The 4,811-nt window shown below is 70.9% G+C and carries 3 protein-coding genes; all 3 read left to right on the top strand.

All coding sequences use genetic code 11. The features are described 5' to 3' along the window. A partial coding sequence (locus VJR25_RS05345; RefSeq protein ID WP_324113288.1) for a YhgE/Pip family protein occupies window positions 1–1,285 on the top strand: 1,285 nt, incomplete at its 5' end. A 171-nt stretch (window positions 1,286–1,456) separates the two neighbouring features. Beyond that, window positions 1,457–4,096 carry a penicillin acylase family protein gene (locus tag VJR25_RS05350; RefSeq protein ID WP_324113291.1) on the top strand — a complete coding sequence of 880 codons (2,640 nt, stop codon included), beginning with the start codon at window positions 1,457–1,459 and terminating at the stop codon, window positions 4,094–4,096. A 316-nt stretch (window positions 4,097–4,412) separates the two neighbouring features. After that, a partial coding sequence (locus VJR25_RS05355; protein WP_324113293.1) for a hypothetical protein occupies window positions 4,413–4,811 on the top strand: 399 nt, incomplete at its 3' end.

The raw sequence follows: 4,811 nt of genomic DNA on the forward strand, positions 1-4,811 counted from the left end.
GAGCCTCGCCTCCGGCGCCGCGCAGTTGAACTCCGGCGGCGCGAGCCTCGCACAGGGTGCCGCCCAGGTCGCCGCCGGGGCGAGGCAGGTCGCGGCGGGCGACGCGAAGATCGCCGGCTACGCGGACAAGGTCGGCACCGCGGTGCAGACCGCCACCGACCGGATTCCCCAGGTGCGCAGCCAGATCGCCGCAGAACTGCAGAAGCAGGGGCTCGACGACGCCCAGATCAGCGCGGTGCTCGCGAAGCTCGACCCGCTCGCCGCCGACCTGACGACCGGCAACAGCAAGGTGCAGGCCGCGGTCGGCGAGATCGACCGGCTGTCGAACGGCGCGGCGCAGGTGTCCGCCGGCGCGGCCCAGGTGTCGACCGGCGCCGCGCAGCTGCACACCGGGGCGGCGAAACTCTCGTCCGGGGCATCCGCTCTGTCGTCCGGAGCCGCCCAGACCGCGACCGGCGCCGACAGCGCGGCCGCGGGTGCGGCGAAGCTGAGCTCGGGCACGGACACGCTCGTCACCGGGCTCGACACCCTCGACGCCGGCGCGCACAAGCTCGCGACAAGCCTCGCCGACGGCGCCGCGAAGCTGCCCGAGTCGGATGCCGCCCTGCGGACCCTGCAGTCCCAGACCATCGCCAACCCGGTCTCGGTCGACGCGAGCAAGGTCGCCGCCGCCTCGAACTACGGCGCGGGACTCGCCCCCTTCTTCGTGGCGCTGGCCGCCTGGATCGGCATCTACGCGCTGTTCAACATCATCAAGCCGGTGTCGCGCCGCGCGATGACGGCGCTGCACCGGCCGGTGCGCATCACGTTCGCCGGCTGGTTCACCCCGGCGCTGCTCGGCGTGCTGCAGATGGTCGCGCTGTTCGGAGTGCTCGCCGTGTGGCTGGGATTCTCGTTCCACCACCCGTTCGGCACGCTCGGGATCATGTTTGCGGCCTCCCTCACGTTCGCGGCGATCATCCTGGCGCTGAACGTCTGGCTGGGCTCGACCGGGCAGTTCCTCGGGCTGGTGTTCATGGTGCTGCAGCTGGTCACCGCGGGCGGGACCTTCCCGTGGCAGACCCTGCCGGCGCCGCTCGCCGCGCTGCACCACGTGCTGCCGATGGGATTCGTCACCGACGCGCTGCGGCAGGTGATGTACGGCGGAGACCTCGGGCGGGCGGGCAGCGACCTGACGGTGCTGGCGATGTGGCTGGTGGGCGCGCTCGCGATCACGGCGCTCGGGGTGCGCCGCACGACCCGGCACCGGCGCCTGCGCGACCTGCAGCCGAGCCTCATGGCGTGAGCAAGCGGGCGCGGGTCGGGGCGTTTCGGCTCGCTGCGCTCGCTCAACGACCGGGAGGGGGAAGGGAGCGCGGGGCGTGGCGTTTCGGCTCGCTACACTCGCTCAACGACCGGGAGGGGGAAGGGAAAGGGGCAACGGGGCGCAGGGACGACGGATCGATAGGATGCGGCGGTGAGCTCGACCCGAAACGCCCCCGCCTCCGAGACTCCTGATCCCGGTCGGGCGGCGCGGCGGCGGTCGGTGGGTCGCCGGATCGGGCAGTGGACGTACGGAGTGGTCTGCGGCGTCGTGGCGATCGCCGTGATCGTCGCCGGGTTCGCGGTGTGGACCGTGCAGCGCTCGTTCCCGCAGCTCGACGGCACCATCACGGCATCCGGCCTGCATCACGAGGTGACGGTGCTGCGGGACGCCACCGGCATCCCGACCATCGAAGCGGACGACCCGCACGACCTGTTCTACGCGCAGGGGTACGTGCACGCGCAGGACCGCTTCTTCGAGATGGACTTCCGCCGGCACGTCACCGCCGGGCGCCTCAGCGAGATGTTCGGCGCCTCCCAGCTGCCCACCGACGAGTTCCTGCGCACCCTCGGCTGGCGCCGCACCGCCGAACAGGAGGTGAAGCTGCTGAGCCCCACCGTCCGCGCCTACTACCAGGCCTACGCCGACGGCGTGAACGCGTACCTGAAGACCCACCAGGGCACCGCGCTCTCGCTGGAGTACGGCATCCTCGGCATCCAGAACCCCGACTACCGGGTCGAGAAGTGGACCATCGCGGACTCCCTCGCGTGGCTGAAGGCGATGGCCTGGGACCTTCGCGCCAACCTGCTCGAAGAGGCCGACCGCGCCCTCATCGCGCCCGACTACTCCGCCGCGCAGCTGGCCGACCTGTGGCCGAAGTACCCCTACGGCACCAATCCCGTCATCGTGCCCGAGCTCTCCACCGATGCCCCGGCGCCCGCCCCCACGACGGGAACCACCGGAACCACGACGACCGGCGCGTCACCGTCGGGGACGGATGCCGCCACGGCGTCGATCACCTGGAAGAAGGTGGACGGCGTCGTGCAGGCGGCATCCGCCCTGCTCGGCCGGCCGGGCGAGGGCGTCGGCTCGAACTCGTGGGTGATCTCCGGCGACCTGACCGCCTCCGGCCGGCCGCTGCTCGCGAACGACCCGCACCTCGGCGAGTCGATGCCGGGCATCTGGCACCAGGTCGACCTGAAGTGCCGCGTCGTGTCGACGGCCTGCCCGTTCGACGTCGCGGGCTTCGGATTCTCCGGGATGCCGGGGGTGATCATCGGGCACAACGCGACCATCGCGTGGGGCTTCACGAACCTCACCACCGACGTCACCGACCTGTATCTCGAGAAGCTGCGCGGCAACACGTATCTGCGCGGCGGCAGGTACGTGCCGCTGCAGACCCGCACCGAGACGTTCAAGGTCGCCGGCGGCAAACCCGTCACGATCACCGTGCGGGTCACCGACAACGGTCCGATCGTGTCGAGCACCAACGACCAGGATGCCGCCATCGCCCGCGACGGCTACACCGGCACCCGCGGCGCCACGACGAAGCAGACCGCGACCCCGCCGGACGAGCTGGCCGTCGCCCTGAAGTGGACCGCGCTGACGCCCGGCACCACGGCGAGCGCCATCTTCGCCCTCGACACGGCGAGCGACTTCGCCGGATTCCGGCACGCCGCGAGTCTCTTCGACGTGCCCGCGCAGAACCTCGTCTACGCCGACACGAAGGGGAACATCGGCTATCAGACGCCCGGCAAGCTGCCGATCCGGGGCAAGGGCGACGGGTCGCTGCCGCAGCCCGGCTGGGACCCGGCGTACGACTGGAAGGGATTCATCCCCTTCGCGAAGCTCCCCGTGCTCTACAACCCGACCGACGGCTACATCGTCACGGCGAACAACGCGATCGTCGGCCAGAAGTACCCGTACTTCCTCACGAACGACTGGGACTACGGCTGGCGGGCGGCGCGCATCGCGGAGCTGATCCGGCAGAAGGCGGCATCCCACAAGCTGACGATCGCCGACATGGCCGCGATCCAGTCGGACAGTCAGCTCTGGATCGGCAAGCAGCTCATCATCGCCTACCGGTCGGTGCACGTCGCCGACCCCGGCGTGTCCAAGGCGCTCGCCGTGCTCGAGCAGTGGGATGCCACGGACTCCGTCGACTCCGCCGGCGCCGCCTACGCGAACGTGCTGTGGGACGAGCTCTCGCAGGACCTCTTCTCGCGGCGCACGGATCCGCTGCCGGTCGACGACCAGGACCGGCAGTTCCTCGTCGTGTCGAACGCGCTCGCCGACCCGCAGTCGGAGTGGTGGCAGAACCCCGCGATCGGGGTGACGAGCCGCGACCGGATGCTGCAGAAGGCCGCGACCGACGCCTACCACCGGCTCGTGAAGCTGCAGGGCGCGAACCCCGACGCCTGGAACTGGGGCGACCTGCACCAGCTGACGCTCACCAACGCGACGTTCGGGTCGTCCGGCATCCCGGCGCTGGAGTGGATCTTCAACCGCGGGCCGTTCCCGGTGGCCGGCGGCACGTCGGTGGTGGATGCCACGTCGTACGACATCGGCGGCGATTTCTCGGTGCAGACGCTGCCGTCGATGCGCATGATCGTGGACCTCTCGAACTTCGACCGGTCGCGCTGGATCCAGCTCACCGGAGAGAGCGCGCACGTGTTCCACACGAACTACGAAGACCAGTTCGACCAGTGGCAGCACGGCCGCACGAACCCGTGGCCGTTCTCCGGAAAGGCCGTCTCGAGGGCCGCGACCGACACCCTCGTGCTGAAGCCGTAGCTGCTGGGCCGAGCCGAGGGCCTCCCAGGGGACGTGCCCGGGATGTGGATGGGACGTCCAGAAACCGCCCGTACGGTGGTCGGAACTCGTCCGCAGCCATCCCAGCGGCGGACGGATGACCCGAGTCCGCCGCATCGGCCCCACGAATGACGGCACGGATTCCGACCCGATCGACGTCTGCGCGCCGACGGGATCCGCGACCCGGGTGACCCGCCTGCCCAGGGTGGCGTGCGCCGACGCGTCTCCTGTTACCCGCTGTCGCCGTTCCCGGCCACGGCGGCCGGACCATGCAGGGCCCAGCGAAAATTGGAGACCCGTGCGCCTTCGCGACCTGCCCCTTCGCACCCTCATTCCCACCCGCAAGACCCTCACCCCCGTGCTCCTGGCCGCCGCGCTCGTCGCCGGTGCGGCATCCCCCTTCGTCGCGACGTCGGCTGCAGCCGCCGCGACCACCGACCAGCCCGAGCACTCCGCGAGCCAGAGCTCCACTGCCGAGACCGCCGCGACCGAGGCCGCCGCCCGCGCCGCGCAGCCCTCGATGATCCAGGTCGCCGCGCAGCGCCCGATCGATCAGGATGCCGCCTTCTACGCCAACCTGGCGCGCGGCACGATGCAGCAGGCGGATGCCGCGAAGATCGACACCACCCAGCTCGGCATCCAGATCGTCCAGCTGAACCAGTCCCAGCTGCTGCCGGAGCTGACCGTCGAGGGCTTC

It is taken from the genome of Microbacterium sp., from assembly GCF_035277845.1.
Classification (GTDB): domain Bacteria; phylum Actinomycetota; class Actinomycetes; order Actinomycetales; family Microbacteriaceae; genus Microbacterium.